This is a genomic window from Burkholderia glumae LMG 2196 = ATCC 33617, assembly GCF_000960995.1.
Classification (GTDB): domain Bacteria; phylum Pseudomonadota; class Gammaproteobacteria; order Burkholderiales; family Burkholderiaceae; genus Burkholderia; species Burkholderia glumae.
In genome coordinates, this window is the sequence record NZ_CP009435.1 from 2,395,437 (window position 1) to 2,411,358 (window position 15,922).

Below are 15,922 nucleotides of genomic sequence, written 5' to 3' on the forward strand. Positions count from 1 at the left end.
GTCAAGTTTGGCCGGCGGCCAATCACTAAGCTGACAGGCACCGGAGTTCTCGTACCCCGGCCTCCCGGTGCGCCGGGAGACGAGGCGCGCCGGGCGCCGGCCGCGTCGCCACGGCATCCCGAAGGTGGCTCGGCGGCAGCCTCGCGCGGCGGATCCCTGCAAGGAGGCCATGATGAAACGGGCGGGAGGCGGAAAACGGCTGGGCAGGCTCGTCGGCGTGCTCGTGGTGGGCGCGCTCGCGCTGTTCTGGGTGCTGACCTCGCCAGTCACGTGGCGCCTCACGCGGCCGCAGCGCGATGCCGTCAGCGCCGCGCCCGCCGATCTGCGCAACGGCAGGACCCTGTTCCTGGCCGGCGATTGCGCCACCTGCCATGCATCACCGAATCGGCACGACGATACGCTACTGGGCGGCGGCCGCACGCTCCGCACCGCGTTCGGCACGTTCCGCATGCCCAACATCTCGCCCGACGTGAAGGACGGCATCGGCGCCTGGACGCTCGATCAGTTCATCACCGCGATGCGCGAAGGGGTGCTGCCGGACAAGGGCAATGCCTATCCGGCGTTCCCGTACACGTCGTATCAGCACATGACGGCCGACGACCTGCGCGACCTGTTCGCCTATCTGAAGACGCTGCCGCCCGTGCCGGGGCGCCAGCCCGGCCACGACCTCCGGTTTCCGTTCTCGATCCGTCGCGGCATCGGCCTTTGGCGGCTCGCGTTCCTGTCGGGCCAGCCGCTGCCTGTCGAAGCCGGCAAGAGCGTGCAATGGCTGCGCGGCCGGTATCTCGTCGAAGGGCCGGGCCATTGCGCCGAATGTCATTCGCCGCGCAACGCGATCGGCGTGATTCGCGCCGGCCGGCGCTTCTCGGGCGGACCGAACGCGGAAGGCACGGGCTACGTGCCGAACATCACGCCGGACGGCACCGGCATCGACTATTGGTTGGCCGACGACATCGCACGCTATCTGAAGCAGGGCGTGACGCCGATCGGCATCCGCGCCGGCGGCGACATGCGGAAAGTGATCCACAATACCTCGCAGCTCACGGACGCCGACCGGCTCGCCATCGCCACCTATTTGAAGACAGTGCCGGCCGTCGATTCGCCGAATCCGAACCTGCCCGCACCGAACCGGACCAGTCAGGTCGTGTTCTTGCCGCCGGCCGACACCGCGAGCGCGGCCGCCTCGAAGCTCGACGCGCTGGCCGCGCCGGCCGCCGAACTGGCGAAGGCGAGCCCGCTCTACGTGGTTGCCACCAAGCGCTTCTATCTCGAACGACCGAAGGTCGGCGCGACCGCGCCGGAGGACGGCAAGCTGCTCGCCGCGGCCGAACTGGCCGTGCTCGAGCGAGACGGCGACTGGCTGAAGGTGCGGCTGCACGGCTGGCAGCAGGCCGGCTCGGAAAGCGCGATCTACGCGCGGCAAGGTCAGCGGATCATGGAGGCGGTGGTGTCGGCCGCCGCCGCGGCGCGGGTTGTGCATGGCACGACGGTGCGCGACGCGCAGACCGGCCAGGACTGGACGCCCGGCGACCTGACCGTCTGGGTGAGGCGCGACGCCCTGGCCACGAATCTCCAGACGCTCTGGCATTACAGCGACGACCTGATGAGCCATACCTGCGCGGTTTGCCACGCGCGGCCCGACAGCGAGGATTTCCTTGCCAACCAATGGGTCGGCACCCTCGGGGCGATGCGGCGCTTCACGTCGCTGGACGACGATCAATACCGCCTGCTGCTCGCCTGGCTGCAGAACCATTCGAAGGACGTCGGCCCCGGCGTCGGGAGTGCGTCGCGATGACGAGCGAGGCGGACGAATTCCGCGCGTTCGTGGTGGCCTGGATCGCCGGGTTGCTGGCCGCTTCGCCCGATGCCGATGCCGTGGCGCGCTACCGTGAGCCCGAGGCCGCGGCGCTGTTCGATGCGCTCGCGCTCGAACTCGACTGCGCGCAGGCGATCGCCACGATGCGTGCCGTCCTGGTCAGCGATGCGGCGCCGCGCGAGGTGGCGCTCGACCTGTCGGTCGCGCACACGCGCCTGTTCGAGGGCGTGCACGGTACCGTGGCCGTGCCGCTCTGCGAGAGCGCGTACACCGGAACGCGCTGGGTCGATCGGGCCGCGCACGAGGTCGCCGCGCTGCTGCGGCGCGTCGGCCTGGACGTGCGCGGCGGCGAGCCGCCCGATCACCTGTGCGTCGAGCTGGCGCTGTTCGCGCGCCTGCTGCGCGATGGCAGCGCCGACGAACTCGCGGGGCTGGAGGCGCGATTGCGTCGCTGGGTGCCGCGCTTCGTCGCGGATTGCCGCCGTGCCGACCCGGGAGGCTTCCACGGCGCCTTGGCCACGGTGCTGGGCGCGCTGTTCGCCGCCTCGCCGCCGCCCGGCGGCGGGCCTGACGGCGCGACCGGCCACGCCGGCGACGTCGCGCAGGCGTGCTCGCGCAGCTGCCGCTCACTCGCAAACGGAGGGCATCACCATGCCGAAGGAACCTGATTCGCCGCTCGCCACCGGCCTTTCGCGGCGCGCATTCGTCAAGGCGGCGTTCGCCACCGGCCTGTATGGCGCGACGGCCGGCTTCGGGCTGCTGGAGCCGTGCGCGCGCGCGGCGTCCGCGGCCTCGTCGGATGACACGCGTGACGTCCTGACGGGATCGCACTGGGGCGCCTTTCGCGCGAGCGTGAAGAACGGCCTCATTACCGGCGTGAAGCCCTGGGAGGGCGATCCGCATCCGTCGCATCAATTGCCGGGCGTGATCGACTCGATCTACTCGCCGACCCGGATCCGCTATCCCATGGTCCGGCGCGCGTGGCTCGAGCACGGGCCCGGCGCCGACGTCGCGGGCCGCGGGCGCGGCGACTTCGTGCGCGTCAGCTGGGATCGGGCGCTCGACCTGGTCGCCAACGAACTGCGGCGCGTGCGCGGCAAGTACGGCGCGGGCGGCATCTACGCGGGCTCATACGGCTGGCAATCGACGGGCAAGCTACAGCCGCCGCGCACGCTGCTCGCCCGCATGATGACCGTCAACGGCGGCTTCGTCGGCTACAGCGGCGATTATTCGACGGGCGCGGCCCAGGTCATCCTGCCTTATGTGGTGGGCTCGATCGACGTCTACGAGCAGCCGACCGTCTGGCCCGTGGTCATCGACCATACCGAGCTGATGGTGTTCTGGGGCGCCAATCCTGTCTCGACCAACCAGATCGGCTGGCTGGTGCCCGACCACGCCGCCTATCCGGCCATGGAAGCGCTGCGCAGGAAAGGCACGCGCGTGATCTGCATCGATCCCGTACGCAGCGAGACCTGCCGCTACTTCGATGCCGAGTGGATCGCGCCGCGCCCGCAGACCGATGTCGCGATGATGCTGGGCATCGCCCATACGCTGTATCTCGAGCAGCGCTATGACAAGGCGTTCCTCGCGCGCTACACGACCGGTTTCGAACGTTTCGTGCCCTACCTGACCGGCCAATCGGATCAGGTGCCGAAGGATGCCGAGTGGGCCTCGCGCATCTGCGGGGTGCCGGCCGAAACGATCCGCGGCCTCGCACGCCAGTTCGCCGCCAAGCGCACCATGCTTGCCGCCGGGTGGTCGATCCAGCGCCAGCATCACGGCGAGCAGGCGCACTGGATGCTCGTCACGCTCGCCAGCATGCTCGGCCAGATCGGCCTGCCCGGCGGCGGATACGGCTTCACCTATCACTACGCGAACGGCGGCAGCCCGGCGGCGAAGAGCCCGGTGCTGCCCGGCATCGACGCAGGCAACGCGCGCGCCGTGTTCAAGGACGCCGCCGCGCGCAAGATTCCCGTGTCGCGCGTGGTGGAGATGCTGAACAATCCCGGCAAGCCGTTCGACTTCAACGGCACGCGCGCGATTTACCCGGACGTTCACCTGGCCTACTGGGCGGGCGGCGATCCGTTCGCGCACCACCAGGATCGCAACGCGATGATCGCGGCATGGCGCAAGCTCGATACCTTCATCGTCCACGATTTCCAGTGGACCCCGACGGCACGCCATGCCGACATCGTGCTGCCCGCCGCGACACCCTACGAGCGCGACGACATCGAGCAGATTGGCGACTATTCGAGCACGCACATCCTCGCGCTGCATCGGGTCGTCCCGCCGCTCTACGAGGCGCGCAGCGATTACGCGATTTTCGCCGCGATCTGCGAGCGGCTCGGCACCGGCAAGGCGTTTACCGAGGGGCGCGGCGAGATGGATTGGATTCGCCTCTTCTACGAGGCGGCTCGCGTGCAGGCGCGCGGCATGTCGATGGAAATGCCGGTATTCGAGGCGTTCTGGAACAGCAACCAGGCGCTGGCGTTTCCGATCGAGGCCGCTGCCCGGCGCTTCGTGCGCCACCAGGCGTTCCGCGACGATCCGCTGCTCAACGCGCTTGGCACCGCCTCGGGGAAGATCGAGATCTACAGTTCGGCCATCGAGCGCATGCACTACGACGATTGCCCGCCGCATCCGACCTGGATGGAGCCGATCGAGCGGCTCGACGGGCCGGGCGCGAAGTTTCCGCTGCATGTCGTGAGCCCGCATCCGCACAGCCGTCTGCATTCGCAGCTGTGTGGCACGATGCTGCGCAAGACCTACACCATCCGCGATCGCGAGCCATGCCTGATGCATCCCGAGGACGCCTCCGCGCGGGGTATCGTGGACGGCGATGTGATTCGCGTGTTCAACGAGCGCGGCCAGATTCTGGTGGGCGTGAAGGTGACCGACACGATTCGCCGCGGCTGCCTGATGATCCACGAGGGCGGCTGGTTCGATCCCGTCGAGCCGGGCCGTCCCGGCAGCCTGTGCCGTTACGGTGACGTCAACAATCTGACGGTCGGCATTGGCACGTCGCGACTGGCGCAGGGCACCTGCGCCCATACGGCGATCGCCGACGCCGAGAAGTTTCACGGCGAGCCGCCGGTGCTCGACGTGTTTCAGGCGCCTGAGGGCGCATGACGCCATGGGCTTCGCGGCCGGGCGGCGCAATGGCCGCCGCCCGGCCGCGCATCCGGTTCGGCCTGCATCCACTATCGGGCCGGCATCCCGCCCACTGCCCGCATCGGGAATCGCATCGCCGGCAGGTATAATTTCCCCCTTTTCGTTCCGGTGCCGGCGGTTTCGCGCAGTCGCTCGCGGCGTGCGCCGTCACCGCACCATCATTCATCGGGCCGCCGCGAGCGGCCATCGAGCTACCGTCCATGACACGTCAAGTCCGTACCCGTTTCGCGCCGAGTCCGACCGGCTTCATACATCTCGGCAACATCCGCTCCGCCCTCTACCCGTGGGCCTTCGCCCGCAGCACTCAAGGCGTGTTCGTGCTGCGCATCGAGGACACGGACGTGGAGCGCTCGTCGGACGTCGCTGTCGACGCGATCCTCGAAGGCATGAAGTGGCTCGATCTCGATTTTGACGAAGGCCCGTTCTACCAGATGCAGCGCATGGACCGCTATCGCGAGGTGCTGGCGCAGATGGTCGAAAAGGGGCTCGCGTACCCATGCTACATGTCCACCGAGGAACTCGACGCGGTGCGCGAGCGCCAGCGCGAGGCCGGTGAGAAGCCGCGCTACGACGGCACCTGGCGGCCGGAGCCGGGCAAGGTGCTGCCGCAGCCGCCCGCGGGCGTGCAGCCGGTGCTGCGTTTCCGCAACCCGCTGACGGGCTCGGTGGTCTGGGACGACGCCGTGAAGGGCCGCATCGAGATCTCGAACGAGGAACTGGACGATCTCGTGATTGCGCGGCCGGACGGCACGCCTACCTATAATTTCTGTGTTGTCGTCGACGATCTCGACATGAACATCACGCACGTGATTCGCGGCGACGACCATGTCAACAACACGCCGCGCCAGATCAACATCCTGCGCGCGCTCGGCGGGGAAGTGCCTGTTTACGCGCATCTGCCCACCGTGCTCAACGAGCAGGGCGAGAAGATGAGCAAGCGTCACGGCGCGATGAGCGTGATGGGCTACCGCGATGCAGGCTATCTGCCCGAGGCGGTGCTCAATTATCTCGCGCGGCTCGGCTGGTCGCACGGCGACGCCGAGATCTTCTCGCGCGAGCAGTTCGTGGCGTGGTTCGATCTCGAGCATCTCGGCAAGTCGCCGGCGCAGTACGACTTGGCCAAGCTGAACTGGTTCAACAACCATTACATCAAGGAAGCCGACAACGCGCGCCTCGCGGCGCTCGCCAAGCCGTTTTTCGCGGCGCTCGGCATCGACGACACGGCACTGGAGAGCGGCCCGGAACTGGCTGCCGTGATCGGCCTGATGAAGGATCGCGCCTCGACCGTCAAGGAGATCGCCGAGGGCGCGGCGATGTTCTATCGCATCCCGGCGCCCGACGCAGACGAACTCGCGCAGCGTGTGACCGAGGCCGTGAAGCCGGCGCTCGCGGCCTTCACCGAGGCGCTGAAGACGGCCGAGTGGAGCAAGGAAGGCATCGCCGCCGCGCTGAAGGCGACGCTCGCCGCGCACGGGCTCAAGATGCCGGCGCTGGCCATGCCGGTGCGGCTGCTGGTGGTCGGCACCACGCATACGCCATCGCTCGACGCCGTGCTCGCGCTGTTCGAGCGCGACGTGGTGATTTCGCGGCTCAGCGCATGAGAGCGTGATCGACAAGGCTGAACGGGGCGGCGCGCGGCGCGGCTGACGTGGCCGCACGCCTCCTATGCCCTAGCTTGCCGATGTTTCGCAAAAAATTTTGCGGGTTTGGAAAAGGGGTATTTACAAGCTGCGAAAAGCCCTCTAAAATCGCATTTCTGTTCTGCAAGGGGGTATAGCTCAGCTGGGAGAGCGCTTGCATGGCATGCAAGAGGTCAGCGGTTCGATCCCGCTTACCTCCACCATCAGAACAGTCTCGCCAAGTTGGGCAGTGTTCGTTGCAGCGTGAAGTTGGATTGAAACTAACTTCGCGAGGCACGAAAAGCGAGTAAGAATTTTGGTCTTTGCTGAAAGTGATGAGCAGCAAATTCCAGTAGTCGGGTAAGTCCAAAAAGCTTCTGTCGGCTTCATGTGGGGTCACGACGGCAGGCTTTCAGGATGAACCGCTGCAAAAAGGGGGTATAGCTCAGCTGGGAGAGCGCTTGCATGGCATGCAAGAGGTCAGCGGTTCGATCCCGCTTACCTCCACCATCAAACTGGTCTCGGCAGTGTTGCAGCAGGTTTGAGCAAACGGTGAAGTAATTTTGAAAAAAATGCTTCACAAAAGGTAGAAAACAGGTAAGAATCTCGGTCTTTGCTGGATGCGGTAAGCAGCAAATTCCAGTGGCAAGACAAATCTGAAAAGATTTTGTCCCCTTCGTCTAGAGGCCTAGGACATCACCCTTTCACGGTGAGTACAGGGGTTCGAATCCCCTAGGGGACGCCAGTCATCGCGGCGCATTCGACGAGTGCAAAGCAGGCAGGCCGGAGTTTAACCGACGCCGGGTTGTCGTGACAAACGTGTGGAGCGGTAGTTCAGTCGGTTAGAATACCGGCCTGTCACGCCGGGGGTCGCGGGTTCGAGTCCCGTCCGCTCCGCCACCAACGCAAAGCCCGTTCGGCTGCATGATGAACGGGCTTTATCGTTAGCGGCACAGGTAGTAGAGTTGTTCGCGGTACGCAGTCCCCTTCGTCTAGAGGCCTAGGACATCACCCTTTCACGGTGAGTACAGGGGTTCGAATCCCCTAGGGGACGCCAGGATTCTGGCGTCGTTCGAGATTCGGGCGACGTGGCGGCAGGGCAGATGGCCCTGTCGGATAGCGAGAAAAGCTGGAGCGGTAGTTCAGTTGGTTAGAATACCGGCCTGTCACGCCGGGGGTCGCGGGTTCGAGCCCCGTCCGCTCCGCCAGCATGCCAAGCCCGTTCGGCTTCAGGATGAACGGGCCTTCGCATCGGAAGTGCAGCAAGTTGAAGTGGTACGTAGTCCCCTTCGTCTAGAGGCCTAGGACATCACCCTTTCACGGTGAGTACAGGGGTTCGAATCCCCTAGGGGACGCCAGTCATCGCGGCGCATTCGACGAGTGCAAAGCAGGCAGGCCGGAGTTTAACCGACGCCGGGTTGTCGTGACAAACGTGTGGAGCGGTAGTTCAGTCGGTTAGAATACCGGCCTGTCACGCCGGGGGTCGCGGGTTCGAGTCCCGTCCGCTCCGCCAAGTTGTGAAAAATACCCGCGTCAGCGGGTATTTTTTCGTCCGTATCGAGCGTCGCCCAAGCGGGCGGTTTGCTCGATGGCGTCGTCATCGAGCCCGCGGCATCAACCCATCCCTTGACAACGCATCGCGCTGTCCCGGTAGCGCCATGCGTGGAATTTGCCATTGCATCGGCGGCTCGCTGCGCTATCGTGAAGAGATCCGAGGATCTCTCTCGACGCCATGCCCGATCCCACCGATGTCCGACTTTTGTTTCAGCTTCGCCCGGCCGAGCCGGACGATTTCGAATTTGCCGAGACGCTGACGCACGGCAACATGGGCAGTTACTACCTGCGCCACGGTTTGCAATGGCGTACCGATCTGTTCTATTTGAGCTGGTGCGAATCGGAGAACTTCATTCTCGAGCGTGACGGTGAACGAATCGGCGTGATGCGGCTGACCGAGGAGCGCGATGCGCTCCATATTCGTGACGTGCAGATCCGCCAAGGCCATCGCGGGCTCGGAGCAGGCGGCTATCTGCTCGATACGGCGCATCGCTGGGCCCAGGCGCGCGGCCTGCGCGAGACGCAACTGCGCGTGTTCGTCGACAATCCGGCTGCGCGGCTCTATCTGCGCCTCGGCTACCGGCTCGCCGGGCCGCGGCTCGCCCAGTTGGGCTCGATCCGCTACATGGCGCGGCCGGTAGGGTGACGCGACAGGCGTCATGTCCACGGACTCAGCGCATGGCGGCTTCGTCGCTTGCTGCCGGCCCGGCGGTGGTCGCGGTGGCGGTGGGCTCGCCCGGGGCGGGGTCGGTCGATTCGGCGGAATCGGCCGTGGCGGCGCCGGCGTCGCCGAGCATGAATGCGCGCGGGCTCTTGCCGAACGCACGCCGGAACATCGCCGAGAACGCACTCTGGCTCTGGTAGCCGAGTTCGTGCGCGACATGCGATATCGGCCGTCCTTGATTGAGCAATGGAATCGCACGCGCGACCAGTGCCTGCTGCTGCCATTGCGTGAAGCTCACTCCCAGTTCCTGGCGAAATAGCCGCGCGATGGTTCGCGTGCTCGCGCCGACTGCGGCGGCCCAATGGTCGAGCGACTCGGCCTGCGCCGGGTGCGCGAGCACTGCCTCGCAGAGCGCGCGCAGGCGCTTCTCGGTCGGCATCGGCACCGCGAGCGGCAGTGGCTCGCTGCGCGTGAGTTCGTCGAGGATCAGGGGCGTGAGCAGCCGTTCTCGAGCCTGCGCGAGCGTGCGCACGTCGAGTGCCACGATCAGCTCGCGCAGCAGGCCCGATACTTCCACCACGCGGCAGGCGTCGAGGCCGCCCGGGATCGCCGATTCGTCGATGTAGAGCGTGCGCAGAAACGCATCCTCGACTACCACGAGCTCGTGCGAGGTGCGCGGTGGAATCCAGATCGCGCGCGAGGGCGGCACCATCCAGGTCGTGCCGGCCGTTGCCACGCGCAGCACGCCGCGCGAAGCATAGGCGAGCTGCCCCCACGCGTGCGTGTGTTCGGGGATTCGCATGCGCGACGCCATCGGCCGCGAGCGCACGCGCAGCGGGTGTTCGGGGGTTGGCGAGAACTCGGGTGGAATGTCGATGGTGATCGACGTGGCGGCGGACGGTTGCATCGTGAGCAGCGCGGCTGGACGAACCGGTATTGTAGGACGGCCGGCCGGCTGGCATGCGCCGAGGCCGCTTGCTCCGATAATGAGCGGCGCGGGCGCGCCGGGCCGGGATGCAGCAGGCGCGGCGGGCCGACTGCCGCCGCAGGCGCGAGGCGGCCCGCCGCGGAACTCCGCGATGGCAATGCCGGTCGATTCGCGACGGGCGGCGCAGACCTGCCCGTGCACAAGCCGTTTTTCATCACAGGACCTCAAGGGAGAAGGACATCACGATGCGCCATGTATTCGTCTACGGCACGCTGCGCGCCGGCGAAATCAACGACATCGGCCGCGCGGCGGCGCGCCATGGCATCGCGCCGCCGCAACTGGTCGGATCGGGCGTGCTGAAGGGTCGGCTTTACGATTTCGGTGCCTATCCGGGGATGGTGGTGGCCGATGGCGACGACGTCGTGCAGGGCGATGTCTATGCGATCGACGAGCGGCTGGTGCCGGTGCTCGACGAGATCGAGGAGGTCTACCCCGGCGTCACCGGCTTGTTCGCCGCGCGGCAGACCAGCGTCGAACTGGCCGGGCGACGCTACGACTGCCTGTACTACCCGGTCGACGAACAGTCGGTCGCGGACCGCCCTCGCATCGTGTCGGGCGACTGGGTCGGCTACCGGCTCGCGCGCAGCTGAAGCGCGCACCGCGCCGCTTCCCGTCGCGCGGCGGATATCACGGCCGGGCAGCGTCGCGCACGAAGCCGGCCGGTGGGCGCAAGCTCAGTGTGCCGCGCCTGGGGGCGGCGCCGAGCGCTGCGCGGTGCCGATGAAGGCGAGCAGGTCGTCCATGCGCGAGCCGGCGCCGGCGGGCGCGATACCGAGTTCCTCGGCTGGTGCGCCGGTGCGGTTGAGCCAGAAGGTGAGGTAGCCGTACCAGCCCGCGCCGGCTACGTCCCAGCCGTTCGACGACACGAACACGAGCTCGCTCGGGCTTGCGCAGAACGCCTCGGCGCCGAGCCGGTAAGCGGCGGCAGCGGGCTTGTAGGCACGCACCGCCTCGACCGACAGCACCTGCTCGAACAGCCCCGACATGCCTGCGCTCTTGACCGCGATGTCGAGCATCCGCGCGTCGCCGTTCGAGAGAATCGCTAGGCGCGGCGCGCCGGGCAGCTCGCGCAGCCGGCGCAGCGCCGGCACGGTGTCGGGATGCGTCGACAGGCACGCGTATTCGTCCATCAGCCGTTTTTCGGCCGCCGGCCCGAGCGTCAGGCCGAGCGCGCGGCAGGCGTGCCGCAGCGCGTCGCGCGTGATGTCCCAGAATGGCCGGTAGTACGCGCCGGCCGGGTCGGCCAGCGTGCGCAATTGCGTGTATTCGATCTGCTTGCGCCGCCACAGCTGCGACAGCGCCTCGCCGCGGCCGGCAAACAGCTGCTCCGCAGCGGCCAGCACGGCATGGACGTCGAACAGCGTGCCATAGGCATCGAACAGGATGGCTTTCGGCCACGCGGCGAATGCCTGGGAAGCGGTGGTGCCGACGGGCGTGACGGGCGACATGGGCGGGACACTCGGGACGGACGGGGTGAAGGCGATTCTATTCGTGATGTACCGGGCCTGAAAATAAGTTCTACATCACTTGATCTTTTACTTTCATCAACCTAATCTGGCCGGCACGCCATTCTCCCGTCGTCATGGATCGCTTCAAGCAAATCGAAACCTTCATCGCGGTGGCCGCGAAAGGCAGCCTGTCCGCCGCCGCGCACGCCGAAGGCGTCGCGCCCGCGATCATCGGCCGCCGCATCGACGCGCTCGAGGAGCGGCTCGGCGTGAAGCTGCTGGTGCGCACCACGCGCAAGCTGACGCTGACCTTCGAGGGCTCGGCGTTTCTCGAGGACTGCCAGCGCATCGTCAACGACATGCAGAACGCCGAGGCCAGCGTGTCGGCCGGTGGCGTGAAGGCGAGCGGGCACCTGCGCGTATCGGGGCCGGCGGGCTTCGGCCGCCGCCACGTCGCGCCGCTCGTGCCGGCGTTCACGGCCGCGCATCCGGACGTGTCGATCACGCTCGATCTGTCCGACCGGATGGTCGATCTCGTCAACGAAGGGTTCGATTGCGCGGTGCGGCTCGGCGAGTTGCCCGATTCGTCGCTGGTATCGCTGAAGCTCGGCGAGAACCGGCGCGTGTGCGTGGCCTCGCCGGCCTATCTCGCACGCGCGGGCACTCCCGCCACGCTCGACGATCTGGCCGGCCACCAGTGCCTTGCGCTTGCCGCGAACGCGAACCAGCAGCGCGGCTGGACCTTCCAGCACGACGGCGGGACCGTCTCGATCCGCGTGAACGGCACCATGGAATGCTCGGACGGCGCGGTGCTGCACGAATGGTGCCTCGACGGCCACGGGCTCGCCTGGCGCTCTTGGTGGGAGGTGGGTGCCGACATCCGGGCGGGGCGCCTCGTCAGCGTGCTCGATGCGTTCGCGGCGCCGCCGATCGGCATCCACGCCGTGTTTGCGCAGCGCCGCCATCTGCCGCTGCGGGTGCGCTTGTTCCTCGATTTCCTCAAGCATACCTACGACCAGCCCGATTACTGGGGCTGAGGCCGGCGCGGCGGGAAGGAAAAATCCGCGCGCCAGGGCCGGCGCGCGGATTCAACGGCCTGCGACGCCGTCGGCGTCGCGATGCCGGGCGCGTGCGTCGCGCGCCCGGCTTGTGTCGCGGGTAACCGGTCGCAGATGACCGGCGCGGATTGCCGTCCGTTTTGTTGTGACTCCCTGTGGGGCGCACCGGCGGACCGGCCGAGGCGCCCCTTGGCCGCATCGCAAGGGGCTGGCGCGACGCGGCCCTGCCTGTCGTGTCGCCCGGTGCCTCAGGCCACCTTCTGGCCGTCGAAGAACTGTTCGTCCTCGGTCGAGCCGTGCAGTGCCGTGGTCGACGCTTCGCGCTCGACGGTCTGCGTGACGGCGTCGAAGTAGCCGGTGCCCACTTCGCGCTGGTGCTTGACGGCGGTGAAGCCCTTCTCGGCCGCCGCGAACTCGGCCTGCTGCAACTCGACGAACGCGCTCATCTGGGTGCGTGCATAGCCGTGCGCGAGGTTGAACATCGAGTAGTTCAGCGAATGGAAGCCGGCCAGCGTGATGAACTGGAACTTGTAGCCCATCGCGCCCAGCTCCTTCTGGAACTTCGCGATGGTCGCGTCATCGAGGTTCTTCTTCCAGTTGAACGACGGCGAGCAGTTGTAGGAGAGCAGCTTGTCCGGGAACTGCTTGTGGATCGCCTCGGCGAAGCGCTTGGCGTAGTCGAGGTCGGGCTTGCCGGTCTCGCACCAGACCAGGTCGGCATAGGGCGCGTAGGCGAGGCCGCGCGAAATCGCCTGGTCGATGCCGGGCTTGGTGCGGAAGAAGCCTTCGACGGTGCGCTCGCCGGTCAGGAACGGCCGGTCGTTGTCGTCGATGTCGGAGGTGATGAGATCGGCTGCCTCGGCGTCGGTGCGCGCGATCAGCACGGCCGGCACACCCATCACGTCGGCTGCGAGCCGCGCGGCCGTCAGCTTCGCGACGTTCTCGCGGGTCGGCACCAGCACCTTGCCGCCCATGTGGCCGCACTTCTTCACGGACGCGAGCTGGTCCTCGAAATGCACGCCCGAGGCACCGGCTTCGATCATGGCCTTCATCAGCTCGAACGCATTCAGCACGCCCCCGAAGCCGGCTTCCGCGTCGGCCACGATCGGCGCGAAGTAGTCCACGTAGCCTTCGTCGCCGGGATTCTTGCCCTCGGACCACTGGATCTGGTCGGCGCGCGTGAGCGTGTTGTTGATGCGCTTGACGACGAGCGGCACCGAGTTGGCCGGATAAAGCGACTGGTCCGGATACATTTCGCCGGCCACGTTGGCATCGCCCGCGACCTGCCATCCCGACAGGTAGATCGCCTTGAGGCCGGCCTTGACCTGCTGCATCGCCTGGTTGCCGGTCAGTGCGCCGAGCGCGTTGACGAACGGCTCGGTGTTGATCAGCTTCCAGAGCTTCTCGGCGCCGTGCTTCGCGATGGTGTGCTCGACGGCCAGCGAGCCGCGCAGGCGGACCACGTCTTCTGCCGTGTAGCTGCGCTTGATGCCTTTCCAGCGCGGATCCTTCTCCCACTGCTGCTGCAGTTCCTTCGCCTGTTGCTGACGCGACATGATGAGCTCCTTGATGGATTGAACGTGAATCGTTGAGTGACGCGAATCGGCGAATCACGAAGCGTGGGGAGCCTGGCGCCCGGCGCCGCGTTTCGTGAACTCTTGTAGAAGAGTCTAGGGAAACGGCGGGCGCTGCGACAGCGTCTTTCAGGGGTCGCTCTAAAATAAATAAGTATTTTAAATCAAATATTTAAAATCATTTTTTGTAATGAGAAATGCGTTTTCCCATCCCGCAATCGCCTCGCTTGTGCCACGCAACACGATTTTTTACGAGGCAAAAAATTTTTCCGTATCGTGAAATGCCGACAATGGACGAAAAAAAACCGGTGCTGAAGCACCGGTCGTGAGATCGCCCGCCGCGATGAGCGGCGGGTGACGCGCGCTCAGGCCGCCGAGCCGCGGCGCGGACCGCGCGGCGCGTCGCTGCGACGGCTGCCGTAGCCGCCCTCGCGATTGCCGCCGCCGTTGGCCGACTTGTTGCCCCAGCCATTGCCGCTGCTGCCGCCGCCGCCGTAGCTGCGGTTGCCGCTGCCGTAGCCGCCTTCGCGGCTGCCGCCCGGCTTGCTGCTGCCGCTGCCAAAGCGCCGGCCGCCGCCGCTGCCGCCGCCCGGACGGCCGCGGCCCGGACCGCCGCGCGGCGGCGCCTTGCGCGGTTCGAAGCCTTCGATCACGTTGACCGGCAGCGGGGTGCGCACGAAGCGCTCGATGCGCTTCAACGCACCCTGTTCGGCGTGATGCACGAGGCTCACCGCGATGCCCGAGCGGCCCGCGCGGCCGGTGCGGCCGATCCGGTGGACGTAGTCTTCCGCGAACTTCGGCAGGTCGTAGTTGAACACGTGCGTGATGCCCGGGATGTCGATGCCGCGCGCGGCGACGTCGGTGGCCACCAGCACGCGCACGCGGCGCTCGCGCAGCGCGCGGATCGTGCGGTTGCGCGCGCCCTGCGGCAGGTCGCCGTGCAGCGCGGCCGATTCGAAGCCGGCGTCGGCCAGACGGCCGGCCAGCTGGTCGGCGTCGATCTTGGTGGCGGTGAAGATGATCGCCTGGTCGAGCGCGTCGTCGCGCAGCAGGTGGTCGAGCAGACGGTCCTTGTGGTCGCGGTCGTCCACGTAATGCACGGTCTGCGCGATGTTGGTGCGCGCCTCGAGCTTCTGGACGATCTCGATGCGCTCCGGCTCCTTCAGCAGGCGGCTCGTGAGCGAGCCGATCTTGCCGTCGAGCGTGGCCGAGAACAGCATGGTCTGGCGCGTCGCGGGGGTGGCGGCAACGATCGTCTCGATGTCGTCGATGAAGCCCATGTCGAGCATGCGGTCGGCCTCGTCGAGCACCAGCATCTTCAGTTCGGACAGATCGATGCGGCCGCGCTCGAGGTGGTCGAGCAGGCGGCCCGGCGTGGCGACCAGGATTTCCGGGTTCTTCGCGAGCAGCATCAGCTGCTGGCCATAGGCCACGCCGCCGAGGATGCTGACCGTGCGCAGGCGGCGCAGGTGCTTGCCGTAGGTGGAGGCGGCGGTGGTGACCTGCATCGCGAGTTCACGCGTGGGCGTGAGCACCAGCAGGCCGGGGCGGGCCACCGGCTGAGGACGGCGCTGGCGGCGGTCGCCCGACTGCGGCTCGCGCGGCTGCTGGGCCTGGGTCTTCTGCAACTGGGCGAAACGCTCGATGGCGGGCAGCATGAACGCGGCGGTCTTGCCCGAGCCCGTCGGGCTCGACACCAGCAGGTCGCGGCCCGCGATGCCGGCGGGGATCGCGCGCTGCTGCACCGGCGTCGGCTTCACATAGCCGGCGGCCTGCAGCGCGGAGACGATCTCCGGCGACAGCCCGAGCGAGGCGAAGCTCGGCTCGTCGCTGGCCGGTTGCGCGGCGGCAGCGGCAGGCTGCACGGGGGCGGCGGCGGACAAACCGAGTGCCTCGTCGGCAATCGCGTTGAGCGGGCTTTGGGGTTGGCTCGAAGTCATATCAATCCTTGAAACACGGTGAGTGAAACGTCGGCGCCAATCGTGCATGCCCAAGTCGACGGATGCATCGAGCAAATCGGGAACGTGACA

The 15,922-nt window shown here is 67.1% G+C and carries 11 protein-coding genes and 8 tRNA genes; 15 read left to right on the top strand and 4 right to left on the bottom strand.

Features of this window, described 5'->3' with window-relative positions; all coding sequences use genetic code 11:
* The first annotated feature begins 169 nt into the window (after nt 1-169).
* From KS03_RS23355 to KS03_RS23415, 13 genes are all read left to right on the top strand, one after another.
* Entirely contained in the window at nt 170-1,795 is a 1,626-nt protein-coding gene (locus KS03_RS23355; RefSeq protein WP_015875286.1) for a c-type cytochrome, read from the top strand.
* A complete protein-coding gene (locus KS03_RS23360) occupies nt 1,792-2,484 on the top strand; it encodes a TorD/DmsD family molecular chaperone (RefSeq protein WP_015875287.1) in 693 nt (230 codons plus the stop codon). The genes KS03_RS23355 and KS03_RS23360 overlap by 4 nt, the downstream gene beginning before the upstream one ends.
* Nucleotides 2,468-4,945, top strand: a complete 2,478-nt coding sequence (gene torA / locus KS03_RS23365) for a trimethylamine-N-oxide reductase TorA (protein WP_015875288.1) — start codon at nt 2,468-2,470, stop codon at nt 4,943-4,945. Before KS03_RS23360 ends, torA begins: the two co-directional genes overlap by 17 nt.
* A 242-nt stretch (nt 4,946-5,187) precedes the next feature.
* Nucleotides 5,188-6,588: a glutamate--tRNA ligase gene (gltX, locus tag KS03_RS23370; protein WP_015875289.1), complete on the top strand. Its 1,401-nt coding sequence runs from the start codon at nt 5,188-5,190 to the stop codon at nt 6,586-6,588.
* 166 nt (nt 6,589-6,754) lie between these two features.
* Nucleotides 6,755-6,830, top strand: a tRNA-Ala gene (locus tag KS03_RS23375).
* Nucleotides 6,831-7,040: 210 nt separating this feature from the next.
* Nucleotides 7,041-7,116 (top strand) — tRNA-Ala (locus KS03_RS23380).
* Between the two features lie 159 nt (nt 7,117-7,275).
* Nucleotides 7,276-7,351: transfer RNA gene (locus KS03_RS23385), tRNA-Glu, on the top strand.
* Between the two features lie 78 nt (nt 7,352-7,429).
* Nucleotides 7,430-7,506: transfer RNA gene (locus KS03_RS23390), tRNA-Asp, on the top strand.
* Between the two features lie 81 nt (nt 7,507-7,587).
* A tRNA-Glu gene (locus KS03_RS23395) sits at nt 7,588-7,663 on the top strand.
* A gap of 74 nt (nt 7,664-7,737) precedes the next feature.
* Nucleotides 7,738-7,814: transfer RNA gene (locus KS03_RS23400), tRNA-Asp, on the top strand.
* A gap of 74 nt (nt 7,815-7,888) precedes the next feature.
* A tRNA-Glu gene (locus KS03_RS23405) sits at nt 7,889-7,964 on the top strand.
* Nucleotides 7,965-8,042: 78 nt separating this feature from the next.
* A tRNA-Asp gene (locus tag KS03_RS23410) sits at nt 8,043-8,119 on the top strand.
* 219 nt (nt 8,120-8,338) lie between these two features.
* Nucleotides 8,339-8,806, top strand: a complete 468-nt coding sequence (locus KS03_RS23415; protein WP_015875290.1) for a GNAT family N-acetyltransferase — start codon at nt 8,339-8,341, stop codon at nt 8,804-8,806.
* A 25-nt stretch (nt 8,807-8,831) separates the two neighbouring features.
* Here the strand turns inward: KS03_RS23415 and KS03_RS23420 are convergent, their stop codons facing one another.
* A complete protein-coding gene (locus KS03_RS23420; protein WP_015875291.1) occupies nt 8,832-9,731 on the bottom strand; it encodes an AraC family transcriptional regulator in 900 nt (299 codons plus the stop codon).
* A gap of 266 nt (nt 9,732-9,997) precedes the next feature.
* Between KS03_RS23420 and KS03_RS23425 the strand changes: the two genes are divergently transcribed.
* Nucleotides 9,998-10,402: a gamma-glutamylcyclotransferase family protein gene (locus KS03_RS23425; RefSeq protein WP_015875292.1), complete on the top strand. Its 405-nt coding sequence runs from the start codon at nt 9,998-10,000 to the stop codon at nt 10,400-10,402.
* Between the two features lie 84 nt (nt 10,403-10,486).
* On the opposite strand, the gene KS03_RS23430 is transcribed toward KS03_RS23425, so the two are convergent.
* Nucleotides 10,487-11,260 carry a haloacid dehalogenase type II gene (locus KS03_RS23430; protein ID WP_015875293.1) on the bottom strand — a complete coding sequence of 258 codons (774 nt, stop codon included), beginning with the start codon at nt 11,258-11,260 and terminating at the stop codon, nt 10,487-10,489.
* 134 nt (nt 11,261-11,394) lie between these two features.
* Here KS03_RS23430 and KS03_RS23435 point away from each other — a divergent pair, with 134 nt between their 5' ends.
* Complete coding sequence (locus tag KS03_RS23435) at nt 11,395-12,297, top strand: LysR family transcriptional regulator (protein ID WP_015875294.1); 903 nt, start codon at nt 11,395-11,397, stop codon at nt 12,295-12,297.
* 269 nt (nt 12,298-12,566) lie between these two features.
* Here the strand turns inward: KS03_RS23435 and aceA are convergent, their stop codons facing one another.
* Both aceA and KS03_RS23445 read right to left on the bottom strand, forming a co-directional pair.
* The gene (aceA, locus tag KS03_RS23440; RefSeq protein ID WP_015875295.1) at nt 12,567-13,874 is read right to left on the bottom strand and encodes an isocitrate lyase; all 1,308 of its coding nucleotides are present in this window, start codon (nt 13,872-13,874) and stop codon (nt 12,567-12,569) included.
* A gap of 383 nt (nt 13,875-14,257) precedes the next feature.
* Complete coding sequence (locus KS03_RS23445) at nt 14,258-15,832, bottom strand: DEAD/DEAH box helicase (protein WP_015875296.1); 1,575 nt, start codon at nt 15,830-15,832, stop codon at nt 14,258-14,260.
* Nucleotides 15,833-15,922 lie beyond the last annotated feature (90 nt).

Coding starts and splice junctions, on each gene's coding strand:
- aceA (WP_015875295.1), bottom strand. CDS start 13,874: ATGTCGCGTCAGCAACAGGCGAAGGAACTGCAGCAGCAGTGGGAGAAG.
- KS03_RS23360 (WP_015875287.1), top strand. CDS start 1,792: ATGACGAGCGAGGCGGACGAATTCCGCGCGTTCGTGGTGGCCTGGATC.
- KS03_RS23445 (WP_015875296.1), bottom strand. CDS start 15,832: ATGACTTCGAGCCAACCCCAAAGCCCGCTCAACGCGATTGCCGACGAG.
- KS03_RS23425 (WP_015875292.1), top strand. CDS start 9,998: ATGCGCCATGTATTCGTCTACGGCACGCTGCGCGCCGGCGAAATCAAC.
- gltX (WP_015875289.1), top strand. CDS start 5,188: ATGACACGTCAAGTCCGTACCCGTTTCGCGCCGAGTCCGACCGGCTTC.
- KS03_RS23415 (WP_015875290.1), top strand. CDS start 8,339: ATGCCCGATCCCACCGATGTCCGACTTTTGTTTCAGCTTCGCCCGGCC.
- KS03_RS23420 (WP_015875291.1), bottom strand. CDS start 9,731: ATGCAACCGTCCGCCGCCACGTCGATCACCATCGACATTCCACCCGAG.
- KS03_RS23435 (WP_015875294.1), top strand. CDS start 11,395: ATGGATCGCTTCAAGCAAATCGAAACCTTCATCGCGGTGGCCGCGAAA.
- KS03_RS23355 (WP_015875286.1), top strand. CDS start 170: ATGATGAAACGGGCGGGAGGCGGAAAACGGCTGGGCAGGCTCGTCGGC.
- torA (WP_015875288.1), top strand. CDS start 2,468: ATGCCGAAGGAACCTGATTCGCCGCTCGCCACCGGCCTTTCGCGGCGC.
- KS03_RS23430 (WP_015875293.1), bottom strand. CDS start 11,260: ATGTCGCCCGTCACGCCCGTCGGCACCACCGCTTCCCAGGCATTCGCC.